19 protein-coding genes are annotated in these 21,993 nt (G+C 58.3%); 5 read left to right on the top strand and 14 right to left on the bottom strand.

From position 1 onward, the window contains the following. Positions 1-20: 20 nt before the first annotated feature. The 9 genes from prpF to WD429_RS06735 all read right to left on the bottom strand — a co-directional run bounded on the left by prpF (position 21) and on the right by WD429_RS06735 (position 12,498). Positions 21-1,199, bottom strand: a complete 1,179-nt coding sequence (gene prpF / locus WD429_RS06775) for a 2-methylaconitate cis-trans isomerase PrpF (protein WP_368421416.1) — start codon at positions 1,197-1,199, stop codon at positions 21-23. A 252-nt stretch (positions 1,200-1,451) separates the two neighbouring features. Further along, positions 1,452-4,064, bottom strand: a complete 2,613-nt coding sequence (gene acnD / locus WD429_RS06770; RefSeq protein WP_368421415.1) for a Fe/S-dependent 2-methylisocitrate dehydratase AcnD — start codon at positions 4,062-4,064, stop codon at positions 1,452-1,454. Positions 4,065-4,190: 126 nt separating this feature from the next. Continuing rightward, on the bottom strand, positions 4,191-5,321 hold the full coding sequence (gene prpC, locus WD429_RS06765) for a 2-methylcitrate synthase (RefSeq protein ID WP_368421414.1): 1,131 nt from the start codon (positions 5,319-5,321) through the stop codon (positions 4,191-4,193). Between the two features lie 247 nt (positions 5,322-5,568). After that, positions 5,569-6,456: a methylisocitrate lyase gene (prpB, locus tag WD429_RS06760; protein WP_368421413.1), complete on the bottom strand. Its 888-nt coding sequence runs from the start codon at positions 6,454-6,456 to the stop codon at positions 5,569-5,571. Positions 6,457-6,516: 60 nt separating this feature from the next. Further along, positions 6,517-7,197, bottom strand: a complete 681-nt coding sequence (locus tag WD429_RS06755; RefSeq protein ID WP_368421412.1) for a GntR family transcriptional regulator — start codon at positions 7,195-7,197, stop codon at positions 6,517-6,519. A 58-nt stretch (positions 7,198-7,255) separates the two neighbouring features. Further along, positions 7,256-9,382: a glucans biosynthesis glucosyltransferase MdoH gene (gene mdoH / locus WD429_RS06750; RefSeq protein WP_368421411.1), complete on the bottom strand. Its 2,127-nt coding sequence runs from the start codon at positions 9,380-9,382 to the stop codon at positions 7,256-7,258. Beyond that, a complete protein-coding gene (locus WD429_RS06745; protein ID WP_368421410.1) occupies positions 9,375-9,623 on the bottom strand; it encodes a hypothetical protein in 249 nt (82 codons plus the stop codon). Before WD429_RS06745 ends, mdoH begins: the two co-directional genes overlap by 8 nt. 28 nt (positions 9,624-9,651) lie before the next feature. Next, on the bottom strand, positions 9,652-11,229 hold the full coding sequence (locus WD429_RS06740) for a glucan biosynthesis protein G (protein WP_368421409.1): 1,578 nt from the start codon (positions 11,227-11,229) through the stop codon (positions 9,652-9,654). A 99-nt stretch (positions 11,230-11,328) separates the two neighbouring features. Next, on the bottom strand, positions 11,329-12,498 hold the full coding sequence (locus tag WD429_RS06735) for a ShlB/FhaC/HecB family hemolysin secretion/activation protein (protein ID WP_368421408.1): 1,170 nt from the start codon (positions 12,496-12,498) through the stop codon (positions 11,329-11,331). A gap of 307 nt (positions 12,499-12,805) precedes the next feature. On the opposite strand from WD429_RS06735, the gene galU reads away from it, so the two are divergent. After that, positions 12,806-13,642: a UTP--glucose-1-phosphate uridylyltransferase GalU gene (galU, locus tag WD429_RS06730; protein ID WP_368421407.1), complete on the top strand. Its 837-nt coding sequence runs from the start codon at positions 12,806-12,808 to the stop codon at positions 13,640-13,642. A gap of 18 nt (positions 13,643-13,660) precedes the next feature. Here the strand turns inward: galU and WD429_RS06725 are convergent, their stop codons facing one another. Then, positions 13,661-14,077, bottom strand: coding sequence for a helix-turn-helix transcriptional regulator (locus WD429_RS06725; protein WP_368421406.1), 417 nt, complete (start codon positions 14,075-14,077; stop codon positions 13,661-13,663). A gap of 160 nt (positions 14,078-14,237) precedes the next feature. Between WD429_RS06725 and WD429_RS06720 the strand changes: the two genes are divergently transcribed. Further along, entirely contained in the window at positions 14,238-15,137 is a 900-nt protein-coding gene (locus WD429_RS06720; protein WP_368421405.1) for a RibD family protein, read from the top strand. On the opposite strand, the gene WD429_RS06715 is transcribed toward WD429_RS06720, so the two are convergent. The 4 genes from WD429_RS06715 to WD429_RS06700 all read right to left on the bottom strand — a co-directional run bounded on the left by WD429_RS06715 (position 15,112) and on the right by WD429_RS06700 (position 19,376). Next, positions 15,112-15,987, bottom strand: a complete 876-nt coding sequence (locus WD429_RS06715) for a lysylphosphatidylglycerol synthase transmembrane domain-containing protein (protein WP_368421404.1) — start codon at positions 15,985-15,987, stop codon at positions 15,112-15,114. The genes WD429_RS06720 and WD429_RS06715 overlap by 26 nt on opposite strands. 16 nt (positions 15,988-16,003) lie before the next feature. Further along, positions 16,004-17,947, bottom strand: coding sequence for a glycosyltransferase (locus tag WD429_RS06710; protein ID WP_368421403.1), 1,944 nt, complete (start codon positions 17,945-17,947; stop codon positions 16,004-16,006). Next, complete coding sequence (locus tag WD429_RS06705) at positions 17,934-18,332, bottom strand: 6-pyruvoyl tetrahydropterin synthase family protein (protein WP_368421402.1); 399 nt, start codon at positions 18,330-18,332, stop codon at positions 17,934-17,936. The genes WD429_RS06710 and WD429_RS06705 overlap by 14 nt, the downstream gene beginning before the upstream one ends. Before the next feature lie 66 nt (positions 18,333-18,398). Then, a complete protein-coding gene (locus WD429_RS06700) occupies positions 18,399-19,376 on the bottom strand; it encodes a zinc-binding alcohol dehydrogenase (RefSeq protein WP_368421401.1) in 978 nt (325 codons plus the stop codon). 151 nt (positions 19,377-19,527) lie between these two features. Here WD429_RS06700 and WD429_RS06695 point away from each other — a divergent pair, with 151 nt between their 5' ends. The 3 genes from WD429_RS06695 to WD429_RS06685 all read left to right on the top strand — a co-directional run bounded on the left by WD429_RS06695 (position 19,528) and on the right by WD429_RS06685 (position 21,985). Continuing rightward, a complete protein-coding gene (locus WD429_RS06695; RefSeq protein ID WP_368421400.1) occupies positions 19,528-20,253 on the top strand; it encodes a CDP-alcohol phosphatidyltransferase family protein in 726 nt (241 codons plus the stop codon). Between the two features lie 13 nt (positions 20,254-20,266). Further along, a complete protein-coding gene (locus WD429_RS06690) occupies positions 20,267-20,872 on the top strand; it encodes a YceI family protein (RefSeq protein ID WP_368421399.1) in 606 nt (201 codons plus the stop codon). Between the two features lie 162 nt (positions 20,873-21,034). Next, a complete protein-coding gene (locus tag WD429_RS06685; protein WP_368421398.1) occupies positions 21,035-21,985 on the top strand; it encodes a DMT family transporter in 951 nt (316 codons plus the stop codon). Positions 21,986-21,993 lie beyond the last annotated feature (8 nt).

Genomic DNA, 21,993 nt, shown 5'->3' with positions numbered 1-21,993 from the left:
ACAACTGGAAGTCTAGGCTATTAATCGGTGCTTTGTGGAACCCGAACCCAGCCCTCCATAAGAATCCGCGCGCTGCGGCTCATGATGGCCTTGGTTGCGGTCCACTGGCCGTTCACTTCCTTGGCCTCGGCACCAACCTGCAAGGTGCCAGACGGGTGCCCGAAGGTAACCTGGGTGCGCTCACCGCCCCCGGCCGCCAGGTTAACCAGGGTTCCTGGAACGGCGGAGGCGGTTGCAATGGCGACGGCAGCCGTACCCATCATGGCGTGATGGAGTTTGCCCATGGACAGAGCGCGAACCAGAACGTCCACATCCCCTGCCCCTATGGACTTACCGCTGGACGACACGTAATCCACGGGTTTGGCCACGAAGGCAACTTTCGGCGTGTGCTGGCGATTGGCGGCCTCCTCAATGTTCTGAATCAGCCCCATTTTCACCGCGCCATGCGCCCGAATGGTCTCAAACATGGCCAGGGCTTTGGGATCGCTGTTGATGTCGTCCTGCAGCTCGGAGCCCTGGTACCCGATGTCCGCCGCGTTGATGAAGATGGTCGGGATGCCGGCATTGATCATGGTGGCTTTTAACGTGCCCACGTCCGGTACGGCCAGGTCATCCACCAGGTTGCCGGTGGGGAACATGGAGCCTTCCCCATCCGCCGGGTCCATGAATTCCACCTTCACTTCGGCGGCGGGAAAGGTGACACCGTCCAGCTCAAAATCACCGGTTTCCTGCACTTTGCCGTTGGTGACAGGCACATGGGCAACGATGGTTTTGCGGATGTTCGCCTGCCAGATGCGGACAGTACAGGTGCCGTTATCCGGCACGCGTTCTTCGGCAACGAAGCCACTGTTTATCGCAAATGCGCCCACGGCCGCCGTCAGGTTGCCGCAGTTGCCGCTCCAGTCGACAAAAGGCTTGTCGATGGAGACCTGACCGAACAGATAGTCCACATCGTGGTCTGGCTGGGTTGGCGGTGCCAGAATGACAGTTTTGCTGGTGCTGGAGGTAGCGCCGCCCATACCGTCAATCTGTTTCTGGTATGGGTCCGGGCTGCCAATGACTCTCAGCAGCAGGTTGTCCCGGGCTTTCCCCGGGACCTGACACGCTTCCGGCAAGTCTTGCAGACGGAAGAACACGCCTTTGCTGGTACCACCTCGCATGTAGGTGGCCGCGATTCTGATTTGGGGGTTACTGGACATGAGGAGGCCTTTTGAATGGGTTGTCGGATTACGCTTTGCTAATCCGACCTACGGGATTCGGTAGTCACTCTGGCGTGGGTCGGATTTGTCGGATTACGCTTTGCTAATCCGACCTACGGGGTTCGGTGGTCACTCTGGCGTAGGTCGGATTTGTCGGATTACGCTTTGCTAATCCGACCTACGGGGTTCGGTGGTCACTCTGGCGTAGGTCGGATTAGGCCCAGCGGGCCGTAATCCGACATCTTTTGGGGTTTACGCAGCACCTTCAGATTGCAGGAAATCCTCGGCAAATCGCTGCAATACGCCACCGGCACTGTAGATAGACACCTCTTCGGCGGTATCCAGGCGGCAGATCACCGGCACGCGCTCGGTGTCGCCATTCTTGCGATGGATGATCAGGGTCAGCGCCGCACGGGGTCCCGACGTGCCTTCGACATCGAAGGTTTCAGTGCCATCAATGCTCAAGGTCTTACGGGTAGTGCCCTCTTCAAACTGCAGAGGCATAACACCCATGCCCACCAGGTTGGTCCGGTGAATGCGCTCGAACCCTTCCGCAACAATGGCTTCCACGCCCGCCAGTGCCACGCCTTTGGCGGCCCAGTCACGGGACGAACCCTGGCCGTAGTCCGCGCCGGCAATGATGATCAGCGGCTGCTTGCGCTCCATGTAGGTTTCGATGGCTTCCCACATGCGGGTGACTTTGCCTTCCGGCTCAACCCGCGCCAGCGAGCCCTGCTTCACGTTGCCGGTCTCATCCCGCACCATTTCGTTGAACAGTTTGGGGTTGGCAAAGGTGGCCCGTTGCGCGGTCAGGTGATCACCCCGGTGGGTGGCGTAGGAATTGAAGTCTTCCTCCGGCACGCCCATCTTGTGCAGGTATTCACCGGCTGCGCTGTCCATCAAGATGGCGTTGGAGGGCGACAGATGATCGGTGGTGATGTTGTCCGGCAGCACTGCCAGCGGGCGCATACCCTTCAGGTTTTTTGCGCCCACCATGCCACCTTCCCAATACGGCGGGCGACGGATGTAAGTGCTCTGGGGCCGCCAGTCGTAGTTCGGGTTGGTGTTGGCCTGTGCATCCCGGGTGATGTCAAACATCGGAATGTAGGTGCTGCGGAATTGCTCCGGCTTCACGCTGGCCTTCACGATGGCATCGATTTCCGCGTCGTCTGGCCAGATATCCTTCAGGGTGACGGGATTGCCGGCGGTGTCATAACCCAGGGCATCCTTCTCGATGTCGAAACGGATGGTGCCGGCGATCGCGTAGGCAACAACCAGCGGCGGCGAGGCCAGGAATGCCTGCTTGGCATAAGGGTGTATCCGGCCATCGAAGTTGCGATTGCCAGACAATACGGCGGTGGAGTACAGATCCCGATCGACGATTTCCTTCTGGATTTTCGGGTCCAGAGCGCCACTCATGCCATTACAGGTGGTGCATGCAAAAGCCACCACGCCGAAGCCCAGGTTTTCCAGCTCGCCCATGAGATTGGCTTCTTCCAGGTACATCTTCACGGTTTTGGAGCCCGGTGCCAGGGAGGTTTTCACCCAGGGCTTGCGCGTGAGCCCAAGTTTGTTGGCATTACGGGCGATCAGACCGGCAGCAACCATGTTGCGGGGGTTACTGGTGTTGGTACAGCTAGTGATGGCGGCGATGATGCACGCGCCGTCCGGCATCAGGCCCTCTTCCTTTTCCCATTTACCGGCAATGCCACGCTCGGCCAGCTCAGAGGTTGGCAGGTGGGCATGGGGGTTAGAAGGGCCGGCCAGAGTGCGATGGACCTTCGACAGATCAAATGTCAGCACGCGCTCGTATTCGGCGTTTTTCATGCCGTCGGCCCACAGGCCGGTTTCCCTGGCGTAGGTCTCAACCAGTGCAATCTGGTCGTCTTCACGGCCGGTCAGTTTCAGGTAATCGATGGTCTGGCCGTCGATGTAGAACATCGCCGCCGTGGCACCGTATTCTGGTGTCATGTTGGAGATGGTGGCACGGTCGCCCACGGTGAGGCTGTCGGCACCTTCGCCGTAGAACTCCAGATAAGCGCCTACCACGCGCTCCTTACGCAGGAATTCAGTGATCGCCAGGACCATATCAGTGCTGGTGATGCCTGGTTGCAGCTTGCCTTTGAGCTCAACGCCCACGATGTCCGGCAGGCGCATCATGGAGGCACGGCCCAGCATCACGCTCTCCGCTTCGAGGCCACCTACGCCCACGGAGATAACGCCCAGGGCATCCACCATCGGGGTGTGGCTGTCCGTACCCACGCAGGTGTCCGGGTAGGCAATATGCTTGCCTTCACCGTCTGGCCGGTTCTGAACCACCGGAGACATCTTCTCCAGATTGATCTGGTGCATGATGCCATTGCCCGGCGGAATCACATCCACGTTCCTGAACGCGGTTTTGGTCCAGTCGATGAAGTGAAAGCGGTCGTCATTTCGGCGGTCTTCAACGGCACGGTTTTTCTCAAAGGCATCGGCCTCAAAACCGGCGTGTTCCACCGCCAGGGAATGATCGACGATCAACTGCGTGGGAACCACCGGGTTGACCTTTGACGGATCGCCACCCTTTTCCTTGATGGCATCGCGCAGGCCAGCCAGATCCACCAGGGCGGTCTGCCCGAGGATGTCGTGGCAGACCACACGGGCCGGGTACCAGGGGAAATCCAGGTCGCGTTTGCGCTCGATCAGCTGCTTCAGGGAAGCTGTCAGCATCCCGGGCTCGCAACGGCGAACCAGTTGCTCGGCGAGGATTTTGGAGGTGTATGGGAGTTTGTCGTACGCACCGGCCTGGATGTCTTCCACGGCCTGGCGGGTGTCGAAATAGTCCAGGTCCGTGCCTGGCAGGGATTTACGGTAGTTGGTGTTCATGGGCGGTACTCTGATTCTGTTTTGTCGGATTACGGCTTTGCCTAATCCGACCTACGTTTATGGTGGCAATGACCTGTAGGTCGGATTAGCCGCAGGCGTAATCCGACACACAAACCAGATGTCACATCAAGGCCGTTGGTCGATTGGCACCCACTTCGCGTCTGCCGGGCCGGTGTAATCGGCGCTTGGGCGGATAATCCGGTTGTTGGCGCGCTGCTCTTTCACGTGGGCGGTCCAGCCGGAAACCCGCGACATGACGAAGATCGGGGTGAACAATTCGGTCGGAATGCCCATGAAGTGATAGGCCGAGGCGTGGAAGAAATCGGCGTTACAGAACAGCTTTTTCTCGCGCCACATGACGTCTTCACACCGCACTGACACCGGGTACAACACGGTGTCACCCACTTCGTCCGCCAGTTTCTCGGACCATTGCTTGATGATGGCGTTGCGCGGGTCGGACTCTTTATAGATCGCGTGGCCGAAGCCCATGATCTTGTCCTTGCGTTCCAGCATGCCCATCAGCCCTTCCTCGGCCTCGTCCGGGGTCTGGAATTTCTGGATCAGTGCCATGGCGGCTTCATTGGCACCACCATGCAGCGGGCCTCGCAGGGTACCAATCGCACCGGTCACACAGCTGTGAATATCCGACAGCGTGGACGCACACACCCGGGCGGTGAAGGTAGAGGCGTTGAACTCGTGCTCCGCGTAAAGAATCAGGGAGACATTCATCACCTTCTCGTGGAGCTCACTGGGCTTCTTGCCGTGCAGCAGTTCCAGGAAGTGACCGCCGATGGAGTCCACATTACTGTCGGTTTCAATACGCACGCCTTCGTGGGCGAAGCGGTACCAGTAGGTGATGATGGATGGGAACACCGCCAGCATGCGGTCGATCTTGTCGTCCTGCTCGTTGAAATCCTGTTCGGTTTCCAGGTTGCCCAGCATGGAGCAGCCGGTGCGCATGACGTCCATCGGATGTGCATCACTGGGAATCTGTTCCAGCACGGTTTTCAGGGCGGCGGGCAGGCCGCGCAAGCTCTGGAGCTTTTTCTTGTAGGCATCCAGTTCCTGGCGGTTGGGCAGTTTGCCCCGCAGCAACAGGTAGGCAATTTCTTCGAACTGCGCTTTTTCCGCCAGATCGGCGATGTCATAACCGCAATACGTCAGGCCGGCACCGCTCTTGCCCACGGTACACAGCGCGGTTTCACCCGCGACCTGGCCGCGGAGGCCCGCGCCGCTCAGTTTTTTTGCTTCAGCCATGGTGGTTTCTCCCATCATTATTCTGTCTGGATTGTTGGATTACGCCTGCGGCTAATCCAACCTACATTTTTAAAGTTCGAGGTCTGGTTTGGGTTGTCGGATTACGCCTACGGCTAATTCGAACTACATTTTTAATGTCCGGGTTCTGGTTTGGGTTGTCGGATTACGCCTGCGGCTAATCCGACCTACCTGCTGATCTCCGAATTCGTAGGTTGGATTAGGCGCAGCCGTAATCCAACAAACATCGTTAACCTTTGCTCTGCTCGAAAAGCTTGTCCAGCTTCTGCTCGAAATCGTGGTAATTCAGGAAATCATACAGTTCCATGCGGGTCTGCATCAGGTCGATCACATCTTTCTGGTCGCCTTTTTCCAAGATATTTTCGTACACCATCAGCGCCGCCTTGTTCATGGCGCGGAAGGCGCTCAATGGATACAGCACCATGTCAGCGCCGGCATCCGCCAGTTCTTTACGGTTGTAAAGCGGCGTGGCACCAAACTCGGTAATGTTGGCCAGAATCGGCACATCCAGCGCGGCGGCGAAAGCGTTGTAGTGTTCCAGCTCCGTGACGGCTTCGGCGAAAATGCCATCGGCACCGGCTTCTATGCAGGCTTTGGCGCGTTCAATGGCGGCGTCCAGGCCTTCTTTCTGAAAGGCATCGGTACGGGCCATGATGAAGAAGTCGTCGTCTTCCCGAGCATCCACGGCGGCTTTGATCCGGTCGACCATTTCTTCCTGGGAAACGATTTCCTTGTTCGGGCGGTGGCCACAGCGCTTCTGGGCCACCTGGTCCTCAATGTGAACCGCTGCCGCGCCGGCACGTTCCATTTCGCGGATGGTACGACCTATGTTGAACGCCCCACCCCAGCCAGTATCGATATCAACCAATAGCGGCACATCGGTGGCGGCGGTAATCCGGCGAACGTCTTCTACCACATCGTTCATGGAGGTCATGCCAAGGTCCGGCAGGCCGTACGAAGCGTTTGCCACACCGCCGCCAGACAGGTAAATCGCCTGGTGCCCTACCCGCTCGGCCATCATCGCGGAGTAGGCGTTGATGGTACCGACAATTTGCAGGGGGGTGTTGTCCTTCAGGGCCTTGCGAAAGCGTGCGCCGGGGCTGGGTTTCTTGGACATGGTGTTGACCTCGTTGTGATGAATAGTGATGCGTTGTGATGAGTCGTTTGTGAGCAGCGGTTAAATGGTTAAGCCGCCTTCCTGAATTTTTTTCTCGATGTTTCTGCGGGCGGCGTTGATGTGCCGCTTCATTAAAAACTCCGCCAGCTCGCCGTCTCGTTGGGCAATGGCCTCGACAATCCGCCGGTGTTCACCCAGTGCCATGTGAGGCCGGCCGGAGGAAGTACTCAAACGATATCGATACATGCGAACCATGTAGTAAAGGTCACCCAACAGCATTTGCGCGAGTTTTGTGTTGCGGCTTCCGGTGGCAATACGGTGATGAAAGTCATAGTCGCCCTCGGCCTGATAGTAGGCCTGGCCCTGAGCCTGCTCGATCATCCTTTCGTGGCTGTCGAGCGTGGCGTGGAGATCGGCAATTTCCTCGTCGGTCATACGCTCGGCGGCTTGGCGGGCGGCCAGGCCTTCCATGATTTCACGAATGCGGTACAGCTCCATGAGCTCTTCGGCGCTGACAGAAACCACTTTGACCCCTGCGTGGGGCCGGCGTACCAGTAACCCGCGGGATTCCAGCCGGCCAAGGGCTTCCCTGAGCGGGCCACGGGTAAGATCGAAACGCGAGCAGAGCTCCACTTCGCCAATTTTCTCCCCGGGGACAAGGTCACCTTTTACGATGGCCGTTTGCAGGCAATCAAAGGCTTCATCAGCACGGGTGTAGGTTTGAGCAAGGACTTCCGTCATATTTTGTCGACAATAAAGACTGTAATGACCCGAAATCTACGCTTCGCAGTGGTTATTGTCAACAATCCGCCCGCTGACGGTCTCTGCTCAACAAGGAAATTCGGCGGCCCCAGAAACTGTCGGGAGGTGACCGCCAGGCGAGCTGGTGCAATTCCGCCAACGATTGCCGGTCACGGCACAGCTGACTGAGTTCACTCCGGGACAAGGCACCCGGCCCGTCTCTGGCGCAGGATGCGGCCAGGGGAGCCAACAGTTGAGCTCGTCGGGTGTGTCGGTCATTTCGAGCCAGAGCCTGATGAAGCCGGTTCAACCGGGGCCGGATCACGGCGGCTTCAAGCGCTGTGAGCGCAGGCTCGCCCTTTTCATCACGCCTGGCAGCGCGGGCATCTTCCAGCACCGGTACCGGCTGCCGTTCTTCCGGAATCAGTAGCAGCCCCCACTTACGTAGGGCCTGACCCGCACCAACCCGGCTCAGCAGTACCGACGTCGGGGCGGCGAGCACCAGCGGAATGGCCACCGGCAGCGACCACAGAAAAAACAGAGGGTCGAGCCGCCAGGCAAAGGCCGCCCAGCCGGCACCGATCAGCATACCGGGGGCCTGCGTAAGGAACGCATCACGCCAGGACGTTTCTTGTGTCCGGTTCTGGCCCGCCCAGGTCAGCGACAGGTTCAATAACGCACCGACCACATAGCGGCTATGCGCCATCATCCTTACGGGCGCAAGCAGCACAGAAACAACAATCTCAGTCAGCACGCTGACGAAGAGCCGACTGAACCCTCCGAAATGCCACGCGGAGCCGTGGATAACGGCGTCTACAATGGCCAGGAACTTCGGTATAAACAGCAACGAAAGAGTGCTCAATGCCAGGCCGAGAGCCCATTCGGGCCGCCACTCCGGCCAGAGCGGGAATAACCCCTGATGCCCCTCCGGAAAGTAGTTAATGCTGCCGAGGGTCATCTGTACGGCTTCCATAGTGGTCAGAATCAGGAACGCCAGCCACAGCGGTGATGCCATATACGCCATGACACCGTTCAACAACGCCATTCTGTGGGCCAGCCGAAGCCGGCGACCGAACAGTAAAATCGCCAAGTGCTGAAGATTGCCCCGGGACCACCGGTTGTCCCGTGAGAGCTCATCGGAGAGGGTGGGCGGAGACTCTTCAAAGCTATTGCCAAGGCCCGGCTCCAGCCACACTTCATAGCCGGCCCGGCCCATGTAGGCCGCCTCCACAAAATCATGGCTCATGATCGGCCCCCGAAACAGCCCAAAGCCACGGAGCTTGCGCAGGCCACAATGGTCCATGAAGGGTTTGATCCGGATAATGGCGTTGTGCCCCCAGAATGCGGCATCGCCCATCTGGATGGCGGCAAGCCCGGTGGCGAACAGGCTGGAATAGAGCCGGTTGGAAAACTGCTGAACCCGGGCAAACAAAGACTCGCCATTAATGATGGAGGGCGCGGTTTGCAGAATGCCGATGTTCGGGTCTCGCTCCATCAGTTTCACCATACGTACAACGGTGTTTGCGCTGAGAAGACTGTCAGCATCCAGTACCACCATGTACCGGTAACGGCGACCCCAGCGACGCAGAAAATCCGCAACGTTGCCACTTTTGAAGTTCAGGTTCACCCGCCGACGACGATAGAACAGTCGCCCTTCTGCCCCAAGCTCACGACACAGGCGGTACCAGGTTGCCTGTTCTTCAAGCCATACGTTCGGATCGCGACTGTCTGAGAGAATATGAAACTCGAAGTCGTTCAGATGGCCGGAACGTTCGAGATCCCGGTACACCGCCTTGAGTCCGCTGAGAGTCCAGTGCACGGGCTCATGGTAGACCGGCATGATGATCGCCGTTTTAGCCAGTGGAGTGGCGTCCAGTTGTTTGCCCGCGTGCCGCATCAGTGGGCTGTGGCGGTCACCGCCCGCCAGCCTCAATACAAAGCCAAGAATCGCGGTCCAGAAACCGACCGCAATCCACATGTACAGCAACGCAAATAGCACCAGCAGCCCCAGCTCCAGCGCAGTACCGCCGTGATAAGGCAACACCCACAGCAAGAAGTAACAGGCCACAAGGGTCTGCCCCACCACGAACAGAGTCATCAGAAAACGCCGAAACGTGGCGACTCTGCGCCAGTCGCCCAAGCGCCTCCGCGCTACGCGATCGGTCTCACTCGCCATGTCAGTCATAGCCAATACGACCACGCTTCAGAGGTGGGGTCGCGTCCGGAAACGCTTCTGTTGGCCGCTCAAAATTATCAGGAATGCACGAAATGCAACGGGCAGGAAGATCCGGTCCAGCGCCCTTTTCCATCGCAGTATCCACCAGACGAAGGGCTCGCCTGCAGGCGTCCGTAGTCAGTTCCACGCCATCGTCTCCCAGATAGACCAGAACCCTATCCAGCGCTTGCTGACAAAGCTTGTCCGACATGATCAATGACCTCCTCAAGACCATTCAGTCAAGAACCGTTCAGCGCTGCCCTGGCCGCCTGCGAAAACGGATAGGACCAGACCTCCGTGAGCGGCTTGTCGCCGAGCAGTAACTGACCGTGAAAAACCGGATTTCCGCCACTGCCGGGCCGCACCAGCATGGACAGGCGCCAGTGATTGTCCGCCTCGACGAACTCGACGAAATGCTCGATAATTTCTGCATCGTCACCCTTCCCTTGACTATCCCCTCCGCTATACCCGCCTTTACTGACGTGACTGACCACCGGCGCGTTCGGCTCGATACTGGCCAGGGGGCCGCCGGCAAAATCAACAATAATGCGGTAGGCGTTTTCCGCATTACCACCGCCGGGCCGATTGCCATCCCCTATGAAGGTATGGACGACTCTCCCGATGTCCTGGTCGGCCACGTCAGGGCCGCCAAAACTGAGCGCGTAGGCAAGCGAACGTTGCTCGCCTCCGCTCGTTTCCTCCCGGGGTTTCCAGAATGCAACGATGTTGTCATTGGTTTCCGAATCGGTGGGGATCTCGACCAGCACAACTTCGCCATCTGACCAGCGCTGGCGCATCGATACCCATGCGCTTGGCCGCAAGTCATACCTCGCCTCTGCGTCCTCGAACTGATGAAACTCTGTGTTTCTCTGAATCAGACCGAAACCACCTAACTGTTTGACCTGCAGGTAACTGAGACTAAGGCGGGAAGGATTGAGCAATGGCCGCCACAACCACTCACCGGTACCCTGATCGTGAATCAGCAAGCCGTCGGAGTCATGCACCTGCGGCCGCCACTCCCCGATTGGCCGAACGGTGTTTTCGCCGTAGTAAAACATCGAGGTCAAGGGCGCAAAGCCCGGTTGTTTCATTCCATTGCGGAAGAACAGCTCCGCCGTGACATCCATTCGGGTAATCGCTCCGGGCTGAATATCGAAGCGGTAGGCTCCGGCCACACTGGGACCGCTCAGCAATCCGTATACGCGCATCCGGTTCCCGCCGACACCAGGCCGCTCTAACCAGAACTCCACAAATGAAGGAAACTCCTCGCCGGAGGGCAGGCCCGTATTAAGGGCAATCCCTCTCGCCGAGAGCCCGAACCGGTTGCCCGCGCCTACGCCTCGAAAGTAGCTGGCACCAGCAAACACCAGAAACTGGTTCTGTTCGTTTGCGTCGAGCAGCGGATAGGTGAGCTTGAAGCCGGCGTGGCCGAGATCGGCCGGCACGCGCTTGGCAAAATCACTGCTGGGAAAACTGTACGCAGACTTGTCAAAAGCAATGGCGTGCACACCGTTGTTGTCAATCCCGTTGAGTTTCACAGTGTGGGAATAGTAGTTTCCGGGGGGGACCAGCATGACCTGAAAAAGGGAACCACTTCCCCGCCAAAGACTGGCTTCAGGGTTAAACCGAATACCCTGATGTGCCTCGTAGTTCAGGTCTTTGAGAAAGCCCGGCACGTCGGGTGGCGGCTCATATTCCGCATTGGCCAACGCCCTGGCCTTTTCGACCACCTCTTCAAACTCAAATGCACCAGCCTGAAACGCATTGAGCAGCCATGGCAGCAAAAGCCCGGTAAGCAATCGTGTCCCTGAGCGCATGGTTCTCCGACCTCTATAATGTTCCTTCAAACATTAATGTAGCACCTGCGGGCCGAGCTTTCTCAAGTGACATTGATTTTAGGTGGAAGGGGTGCGTAATCAGATATCCACAGTAAGAGAGAACCGCACATCTGGATGGTCTGGCATTGTCAGGGCTGGATTGGAGGCACGGATCATTTGTCCCACGCTGACATTGGCAGTGAAAGCCCTACCCTGGAGGTTCAAGGAAACTTCGCCGGCACTGCCGGTGCCGTGGCGATCAGGCTGGCCACCGGAATACGGCACCCAGCCCTGCAGCATCGCGAAGTTAACACTGGATAAAACACCACCTACAAAGGGCATCGGCCAGGCGGGGCTGGCCGTGTTCATCCGCAGCCAGCCACCTTCGTTGGCATAAATGGATTGACCGTTGAAACCCGTTAGCATTGAGGATCCCGCCACTATCAGGTGCTCCGAGGGGGGCAGGTCCTCCGGCGCAAACTGATACCGTCCGTTAAGATCCCACTGCCACCGGAACAGTTCTCGCTCCAGAGAGGCGGTCACCGCGAACTTATAGAAGCGGTCATCGGTCGCCGTGTCGTTCTCGTGTGGGTAGTTCCACGCTGAATATTCACGCCCGCCGATTGCAGACAGTTCGCTGCGGGCGTAGAGCCCGCCGATGAGATGTTCGTCCCAACGCCCTTCCAACCCCATAGAGGATTTTTGATACGTCCGATCGGACACCAGACGCCCCTGCTCGAAGGCTTGGGTATCCCGCCCCGCATGTCGCATAACGCCATCGACATGGATTCCGTATCGGGACATCAGGAAACGTGAGCCGGAAATGCCCATAACCTGGGACTCGCTTCGAGCGTCAATCTGTTGGTCGTCCACGTGTTTCTGGTAGGTGTGCTGGTAATTCCCACGGGTCAGGCTGAGGTCCGTGGCCCCTAGCGGAAACTGGTAATCGATATCGAGGTTTCTGGTGCCATTCGCGGCTTTTCGGGATTTCGCATCGTGGAAATTCAGCCCCAGGGCGTGGTTGTCACCCACCAGATTGTTCGCCGTGACGCCAACACGGCCATCCAGCCCTTCGCTTGTCAGGGAAGACCGCCCCGAAAACCGGAGTTTGGAACGCAGCCAGTGCTCCCTCTTGGCACGATCGGACCGACCGGGGTCAAGCGCCCCCTGCTGCCAGCTCTCAGACAGACCGCTACCGCCCGGCTCCGCAGCGAGATTCTGGCTGAATACGCACCCGATCAGTGCAATGAGTAAAAAACGGATCAACACCTGGCCACCCAGTTAAAAAAATGTAGTCAGGAGGCAATCTAAGGCAGCCAATGTGTAAATTCTATGCAAATTTGCAAATTTTTACAATTTGAATCAATTGTATTTTCAATAACTTACATATATTTTTGGACGTATTTTCTTCATAAATCAACGGCTCGACCAAAACCGGACGCAAACGGCCGCTTTACCAAATTCAACATATTGATACACCACCCTCCTCTTAATGGCTGAACTTGGTTACACTTGGCACACTTCGTGTCTGACCCCGTATCAGGTAGGCAATCCAAGCAGCTTAAGGACGAACGTAATGATCAAAAAGTGCCTCTTCCCCGTCGCGGGGTACGGAACCCGCTTTCTTCCGGCAACCAAGGCCATGCCCAAGGAAATTCTGCCGATTGTTAACAAGCCGCTGGTCCAATATGGCGTTGAAGAAGCGGCAGACGCGGGCATCCACGAATTCGGTTTCGTGACGGGCCGGGGCAAGCGTGCCATCGAGGATCATTTCGACATCAGCTATGAACTCGAGCACCAGATCGCTGGCTCCGGCAAGGAAGGGCTTCTGACATCCATCCGCGATCTGATCGACAATAACTCTTTTGCCTTCACCCGCCAGAACGAGATGAAAGGCCTGGGCCACGCCATTCTTACCGGCCGGAATCTGGTTGGCGACAACCCCTTTGCCGTGGTCCTGGCCGACGATTTCTGTGTGGAAGACGGTGACGGTGAAGGTGTGCTGACGCAGATGGTGAAACTGTACAACCAGTTTCGCTGTTCCATCGTGGCGATCGAGGAAGTGCCGGCCGACGAAACCCACAAGTACGGTGTTATTGCCGGTGAGTCGATGAAAGACGGGCTTTACCGCATTACCGATATGGTTGAAAAACCGGCACCGGAAGATGCCCCGAGCAATCTGGCGATCATCGGGCGATACATCCTGACACCGGACATTTTCGATATCATTGAGCGCACCCCTCCAGGCAAGAACGGTGAAGTGCAAATAACGGATGCACTGCTTGAACAGGCGAAAAATGGCTGTGTGCTGGCCTACAAATTCAAGGGTCAGCGGTTTGATTGCGGCAGCATTGACGGTTTTGTCAAAGCCACGAACTACGTCTACGAAAATATCTACAAGAACGGCAAATAAGGTTCTGTCTAACAGGGCCTAGCGGCCCAGAATCTGCAGTATCATGCGCCGGTTTTCATCAGAAGCTTTCCGGAACCGGCGCAGTAATTCCACCTCTTCGTCCGTGAGCTGCACGCGGCTCAGTTCCTTTTCCAGCTCCGTCAACGCAGCGCCCAGGTCATCATTGTTGCTGAACGCCAGGCCCGGCAGTGGTAGCTGCCCGGAATCACCACCGGCCTCCAGGTCCAGAAGTTGTTCAAGCGGTGTGTCTGTGCGGATACACAGATCCAACAGCTCGGTGACGCCCGGATAACTGCGCTGTCTGGCGTCTGACGCCTCCCAACTGATCACCCGTGCGTCATCCACGCCGCACATGTGTGCTACGTCTTCACGGGACAGATGCCCCGCTTCACGCATCTGCCGCAGGCGACGGTGAAAGGTTTGCAGGTACCGCATAGCGCATTGCCTCAGCCGGGTCAGCACGGGTTGGCCTGACGGGATGCCGGAAATTCCCACTTCAGAGCCATAGAAGTGAATCAATCTGGAAATGTAACCTACATATAGCTTTATACACAATCTGCCTATACTGAATCCATCGGCAACGGACAATATCGCTATGGCTGCCCGACTTATGGATACACACTCTGCCTGGCATCTGGTGCTTGACGCAGTGAATCGCACCAATGTGACACTCTCATTGCCGGAGGAAGACAGGCCGGCTTTGGAGCTCAATGGAAGTGGGTGGCGATTGTTGCAACCTGCCTCGGAAGAGGCTGGCAATCTCCTTAACGTGTTCCTTCCTCTGTGCCTCCCGCTGACGGACACAGAATCCTGCCGGGTGGTCGGTCAACTTGGACAGAGCCTCGATGGTCGCATTGCCACAGTCACCGGTGCCTCACAGTTTATCAACGGTGAAGATGGCCTTATCCACTTACACCGTCTCCGTGCGGTATCTGACGCAGTCATCGTCGGGGCTGGCACGGCATCCACAGACAATCCGCGCCTGACGGTGCGCAAAGCACCCGGCCGTAACCCGGTGCGGGTAGTGATCGACCGGCACCGCCGGGTACCGGACAGCCATCACCTTTTTACCGACCGGGCCGCACCGACCCTTCGCCTGGTGGCCGGCACCTATCGACAGAATGCCCCGCAATCAGAACCTGTTGAACAGGCGTTGGCCGCTAACGGTCCGGTGGACGTGCCCTGCCTTGGCAACCCGGATTCAGACACGCCGGTTGCACCTGCGATTATTCTGCAGGTACTGGCTGACTTCGGGTTACGGAAGGTGTTTGTGGAAGGCGGCGGGCTGACGGTTTCCACGTTCCTGAACGCGGGCCTGCTGGATCGGCTGCATGTAATGGTCGCACCGATGATCATCGGGAGCGGCCGACCAGCGTTCTCACTGCCGGAGATTGATCTTTTATCCGACGCCCTTCGCCCCCGCGCACAGCTGGTCAACCTGGGGTCGGACATGCTGTTTGACCTGGATTTCAGCGTGCAACGGCCACCGAACTGAAGGTAAACAGCGCCCCGGGCAAACTCGCCAGCAGCACCAGCAGGCCGTAACCGACACTCAGCGCCACGCCCTGCTCCGCCGGCAACCCCGCCAGCGGCCACAAAAACGCCGCCGCGCTCTCCCGAACGCCCCAGCCGGCAACCGTGACCGGAATCACCATGCTCAGGAGCAATCCGCTGCACAGCGCCAGCAGCACAAGCATTGACTGACCATCCTCTAAATAGCCCGCCCCAAAAGCCAGTACAACAAACACTGCAAGGTAGCTGCCGACCACGAGCGCCGAAGACAGCAGCTGAATCAGCCCGACCGGCCAGCGCAGCAGACCAGCTCGAAGGTCCCGGGCCAGCCGCCGGCCGTAACGAAACCGTTGGGTACCAAGTACCACCACCATCACGGCCATCACTGCCACCAGGCCGACGCCGAGAACCGGCAATGCCGGAAGCTGATTGATCATACACAGCACGGTGGCCAGCGCTACCAGCACCAATTGGCCCGACAGCCGCTCAATAACCACCGCATGTACCGACGCCAGACGTGAGGTGGTGTCCAGGCTGTGACGCCAGGCGCGATTCACATCGCCCATCACCCCACCTGGCAATACCTGATTCAGAAACGTGGCAAGGTAGTATTCCCGCACAGCGACGGCGTAAGGCAAACCGAGATCGAGACAGCGGGCGGTGTAGCGCCAGCGCCACGCCGAAACACAGACCTGCACAACAGACAGCGCAACGGCCGGCACAAGCACCCAGGCCGGAAACCGTCCGAACTCGCTGAGCAACCTCGGCATATCAAGCCACCAGGCGACGCCAAGCAACAACACCAACGTGGCGATCCAGCGAACCGCTAGCATTCGACGCCCCTTCCCCTTACGCACCGCCATGCTGAGCGTCCGCCGGTAGCGCCAGCAGGTCCTGATGACTGACATGAACCGTCAGTTCACCGTCAGCAGCCTGTTGTTGCCGCTGATCCTGCCATTGGTGAATGCGCACTGCCATCGCCGGAGCCTGTTCAATGGCGGCCGCACACCATCCCTCGATCAGCGCGCGCTGTAATTCCGCATGGGTTGAGTCAAGCTGCCAGGGACTTTCTGCGATGGTCACCTGATAGCCGCGGCTGACCAGCATCCGCTTCAGGACAGCGGGTGCTTCCGGCCCCAGTGCCGCTGCCTTGCCTTTGTGCCCATGCTGATGCTCGTTCACCAACTGAAGCATCAATCCGTCATCGGGATGGGCCGGGCTCAGGCTGAAATCACCGCTGTAACTGAGCACAACAAACACTGCAGCCCTTCGTGTTGCGGCGCAGTCTGCCAATGCTTCAAGCCAGGGGGCGGGCACCAGGTCGATGAGCGCTGACGCGGTGATGACCTGCACATTGTCAGGAATGTGATGCGCCAGGGTCAGCGGTGATAATTCTGCCACCACCGCATCCAGCGGAATATCCAGAGCTGCTACCCGATCTTTCGCACGCCCAAGCAGGCGCGCGTCCTGATCCAGTAACGTCCAGTGCTGCGGGACCGGGATGGCCGGTGCCAGAAAGCACGCGTTGGACCCCGCCCCGCTTCCCAAGTCGACAATGGCAATGGGCGAACGTGAGCCGCCATGGGGCACCGTTGAGCGGTAAGCCCGCTCCACCCAGGTCGTCAGTTTTCTGGACAGTTCCCGATTTCGAGCCTGATGATCAGCGGGCTCCCGCAGCTCAAGCCATCGCGCGTCAAACAGGGTTGCGCTTTTATCGATCTGCAGCGCCTCCAGCCCCGCCAGAAAAGCCTCGGCGGTCCGGGCCCAGGTCTGAACCCGTGCGTGTGCCATCCGTGCGTCCTGCCGCAGTTGCGATAAACGATGAGGTTGTGCCATTAGCTTCGCCAACAGATCCGCCAGGGCCTGGATATCTCCGGCCGGAAACATTTGCACACCGGGCATATCAGCAACCCTGGCCAGCGCACCACCGTCAGAGGTAACAACGGGCAGCCCTGCGGCCAGCGCTTCGTCAATGGCCATGCCATAACCCTCGTAGAGGGACGGGAACACAAACAAGCTGGCCCGCTGATAGGCTTCGTTAACCGCTGATTCGTCGAGTTCTCCGGCGATCGTTACGCGATCCTGAAGCTGGCGGGCCGCCACCGCCCGCTTCACCGTGGCACTGTACCCGGCGTCGCGCTGGTCCGAGCCCACCAGGGTGCAATGCCATGGCAGTCTGGTCAGCTCAGAGAGGGCTTCCACCAGATGCAGCTGGGCCTTGCGGGGTGACAAATGGGCCACACACAGCAGTTCGATTAACTCGGTATCCGTTACTTTCGGCTGGGTTACGGGATTAGCCAGCCGGTCTACTCCCGGCCGGGCAACGTTGACCCGAGCCGCACTGACGCCGAAATCCGCCAGCCGTGCAGCAGTGTATTCACTGGTGGCGATAACCCCCTCAACGGCCGCCAGCGCCCGTTTCTCACTGCGGAAAAACCACGCTTTGCGCTCCGCTTCCAGCCCGGTTTCGTCCGCCAAGGGATGATGAACCAGAGCCACCAGAACCAGCCGCCCGGCGTGCCGTTCGATGACCTGCGGAACCCCGCCCATGGCCAGGCCATCGAGCACCACTCTGGAATGGTCCGGCAGGCTCGCCAACAGCTCATCAACGGCGATAACGGCTTCCTCATCGGGAAAGGGGAACTGGCCACCGACACCCACCACGTGGGCCGGGTGGCCCAGACCGTTCAGTGCGCCCACCAGGCGATTCACATAACGATAGCCACCGGTATTCTGATCCGGGTTGCCCGGTACCACAAACGTCAGCTGCTCGTGGCCATCAGAGGCTGCCATGGTAACTGGCCCAGGCAATGTGTGACTCACCAAGTGTCACTTTCATGCCAGTCAGCCCCTCGCCTGTGGTGCCCAGTCGACCGGATTTGATGGCAGCTGCCATCCTGTCGAACACCTGGCGGGCCATGAATTCAGTGGTGGTATTTCTGCCCTGCAACGCGTCCAGATCGTCCAGGTTTTTCATATTGAACTCTGCCAGCACCTCTTTCAGCACGGTGGACGCCAGCCCGATGTCGACAATGAGATCATCGTCATCCAGTTGCGGGCGCTCAAACGTCACATCAACAACGTAAGTAGCGCCGTGCAGCGCCTGCGCCGGCCCGAAAATCTCACCACGGAAACTGTGGGCAATCATCATGTGATCTCTGACCGTCAGGCTGTACATAAATCGGGGAACCTCTTGGCGTTGTGATTGTGATTGGGATTGGAATCCGGATTGAACAAGCGTGAGTTAGTCATAGCGAATGCGATGGCACAGCTCTTCGGTGGCACCGGCTAGCCGCGCCAAGGTGCCAGGAAGATCGGCAAACGGGCTTTCCCCGCTGATCAACACATCCAGTTCATCGTGTGCCAGTAATGAAAGCGCCAACGCCAATCGGTCCGGGTAGTGCCAGCGGGGTCGCTGAACCGGGTTGATTTGCCCAACCTGGCTGGAGATCAGGTTCAGGCGCTTTGAATGAAACGCGCCACCCAGATTGGCCGAAACACTCTGAGCACCAAACCAGCTCATTTCGACAACCCGCGCCTCCATGCCCGCCAGTGCCAACGCGGTGTTCAGGCCATCCGGGTGCCCGCTGGCGTGGAAAACCAGATCGTGGTCGCCCCGCTGCTCACCGCTGTCAAAATGCACACCCAGAGCGTGTGCAACCGATGCCCGGGTAGGATTCACGTCAATGCCGGTAACCCGGGTTCCCGGAATTCGGCTGGCGAGCCAGGCCAACATCAAGCCAACCACACCCAGGCCAACCACCGCGATTCGATCACCAACTCGTGGTGCGGCGTCCCACAGCCCGTTGATCGCGGTTTCCATATTGGCGGCCAGTACCGCGCGCTCCGGCGGCAGGTTCCCGGGCACTGGGGTCAAAGCACTGGCCGGGAGCGCAAAACGGCGCTGATGCGGAAACAGCGAAAATACCATCTGGCCTTTCAGGGCCTCACAACCCGCGACCACCTTTCCGACATTGCTGTAACCGTATTTGACCGGCCACGGAAATTCGCCTTCCTGAAACGGCGCACGCATGCGCTGATACTCTTCCGCAGGCACCTGTCCGTTGAATATCAGGGATTCGGTGCCGCGGCTGATCCCCGAGTAGCAGGTCTCAACTTCGATCAGATCAGGGGCATCGGCATAGGCCCGGCTCGTCACGTCGGTCGCTCGGATTTCACCTTGCTGTGGACCGGTGATCCAGAAGGCTTCGGTTTGGGGCATAGCGCCTCCCTGGGTTTAACGATTTGCACGCGGCACCGGAGGTTTGTTCGAATCCAGCCACCGTAGGGAACTAATAAGCGTTTCAGCAACTATAGTTTAGAGAACAGTTAAGAGAGTAGTTGCGAGACTGTCACCACGACGAGGTAATAAGATGGACTGTCCCCTCCGCTTTGAACGGATGGCCAGCGCTCCCGTACCCGACCTTTTCTGGGCCGGGCTGCTTACCTTTGTGCTGGTATTTACGGCGGGAGCCCTGTTACAGACCGGCTTGCTCATGCACCTTATCGCAACCATCGTGTTCGGGGGCATGGCGGGGTTGCTCATCTACCATTGGCCGGGGGCCAGGGAGTTTGGCTGGGCAAACCGCGCAACCCTGCTGCGCGCGGCCCTGGTGATACTGCTGATTAGCCTGGCACCTTTCGCAGAAAGCCTCGGCGGCTGGTTATGGCTTTACGCGGTTTTGTGCCTGTTGGCGTTAATCCTGGACGGTGTTGACGGTTCCATAGCCCGCAAAACCGGTTCTCAATCCGAATTCGGCGCACGTTTTGACATGGAGCTCGACGCGCTGTTCATCCTTGGCCTGTGTGTCACGGTGATCGCGCTGAACAAGGCTGGCCTTTGGGTGCTCTCGCTCGGGCTTATGCGCTATGGCTTTCTGATCGCAGGCCATGCTTTGCCGTTCCTGAATCGGCCGCTGCCAGACAGTTTCCGACGCAAAACCGTGTGCGTCTGGCAGGTTGCCACCCTGATGATCGCCATACTTCCAGTGACCAGCCCCCACTTCGCAACCTGGACACTCGCCACGGCCCTGATTCTGCTTGTGTATTCATTTGCCACGGATGTGTATTGGCTTTATCAAAGAAAAGAAGGGATATGAGGAGGGAACAGATATGAAAACCAGAATGTTACACGCAGCGGTCACCACCGCATGGCTGGCCGCAATCACAACACCGGCTCTGGCCGAGCCGGAAACATTTATCGTGGATGATGAGCACTTTTCCATGGCCTTCGAGGTGATGCACATCGGATACGCGCCGGTGATTGGCATGTTTCGTGACATCGAAGGCGAGTTCGAATTTGATGAAGAAACCAACGATATCGGATCCGGCAAGCTGGTGTTTCGGGCCGACAGCGTGTTCACCAATCACGACAAGCGCGACGAACACCTCAGGAAGCCTGACTTCCTCGACAGCAAACAATACCCGGATGTGACCTTCGAACTCACAGACTTCAAAACCACCGGAGACAATACCGGCGTTCTCACCGGCGACCTGACCCTGCTCGGCAAAACCCGCTCCGTTGAGGTAAACGTCACGCTCAATAAATCCGACAAGTACCCCATAGGTCACGAGGACTACACGCTGGGCGTGAGTGCCGAAACCACAATCCGGCGCAGCGAATGGGGCATGACCTACGGCCTGGACCCAGCGTTGGTGGGTGACGAGGTGAAACTCCGCTTCGGTTTCGAAGCGATCAAGGATTCCGGCTTCTTCTAACATTTATGACAATCATCACAGGCCTGAAACATTCCGTTACGTTTTCAGGCCATTTTTTTGCCTGCGGCGACCGCTCACGGTTTTCCCCACCTATCTTTTTTAGTTCGCAAACTATACATTACCTGGCTCTTTTCACCTGATCTGAGGTAGAGCGGTAGCTTGATGTCTGACGCCCATAAATCCGACCTGCTCCTTGTCGTTGTGACCCTCCTGGCGGCCATCAGCTGGATGTTTTCCAAGGAAGCCGTTCTGTTGATGCCGCCGCTGTTGTTTATGGCCGCCCGTTTTCTGTTGGCCGGCAGCCTGCTGGCTATCGTCGCCAGCCGTTCCCTCAAACGCCTCTCGGCGGATCAGTTAAAACGAAGCGTTGGCGTTGGGCTGGTGTTTGGTACGGCTATGAGTTGTTGGATCATGGGCCTGTTCCACGGTACTCACGTCGGCGAAGGGGCGTTTCTGACCAGCCTGGGCGTGGTCATCGTGCCAGTCATCGCGCGGCTGGTATTCAAGGAGCCGCAACCAGCCAGTACCTGGATTGCCATTCCCATCGCGGTGGCTGGCCTGGCGCTGCTGTCTTTGAAAAACGGTTTCAGGCCAGAACTCGGCCAACTGTTCTTTGTCTGTGCCGCTACCATTTTTGCCCTGTATTTCACACTGAACACCCGGGCAGCCAACCAGCGCACCGTGGTTAACCGCCAGGGTGAAAGCGTTGAGAAGCACCGGGTCCCAGCCCTGCCCCTCACCGCAATCGCGCTGCTGACGGTGGGCACGCTGACCCTGGTCGAGTCGCTCTTGCTTGAGTCCTGGACGGCGGTCATGGAGGGTTTTTCCGGCATCCTGGTCTGGTGGATTGTGGCCAGCGCGGTGATCGGCACCGCCGGACGGTTCCTGCTGCAAACCTATGCCCAGAGCCTGTCCGCCAATAGCCACGGCGTGGTGATTCTGGTACTCGAACCCGTCTGGGTTGCACTGTTCGCCGCTGGCTGGTTTTCGGAAACCATGAGCGCCACGCAACTTGCCGGTTGTGGGTTGATTTTTGCGGCTTTGCTGGTCAATCGCTGGGGGGTCATCAGCAAGGCGCTCAAAGGATGGCTGCGGAGCAGGCAGAGCGCATAAAAGTGGTT

The organism is Marinobacter sp. (assembly GCF_040904845.1).
In the GTDB taxonomy this organism is placed as follows: Bacteria; Pseudomonadota; Gammaproteobacteria; order Pseudomonadales; family Oleiphilaceae; genus Marinobacter.
This window is presented reverse-complemented; position numbering and strand designations above follow the sequence as displayed.